This is a genomic window from Pseudomonas sp. SWRI51 (genome assembly GCF_014268825.1).
GTDB lineage: Bacteria > Pseudomonadota > Gammaproteobacteria > Pseudomonadales > Pseudomonadaceae > Aquipseudomonas > Aquipseudomonas farsensis.
Window position 1 is genome coordinate 1 of sequence record NZ_JABWRG010000208.1, and the last position, 237, is coordinate 237.

The following is a 237-nucleotide window of genomic DNA, read 5'->3' on the forward strand; positions in this document are numbered from 1 at the left end:
ATTCCCGGTTTCCGAAGCCATCGACAAGACCATGTGGGAGCAGAAAAAACTGTTCCCCAACGCCGATTTCTACCATGCCTCGGCGTACCACTTCATGGGCATCCCGACCAAGTTGTTTACGCCGATCTTCGTTTGCTCGCGCCTGACCGGCTGGGCCGCCCACGTGTTCGAACAACGCGCCAACAATCGCATCATCCGACCGAGCGCCGAATACACCGGCGTCGAACAGCGCAAGTT

The 237-nt window shown here is 57.8% G+C and carries 1 protein-coding gene; it reads left to right on the forward strand.

Annotated features, from left to right (window positions below; all coding sequences use genetic code 11):
• On the forward strand, positions 1–237 hold a 237-nt coding region (locus tag HU720_RS24045; RefSeq protein ID WP_272969366.1), incomplete at both ends, for a citrate/2-methylcitrate synthase.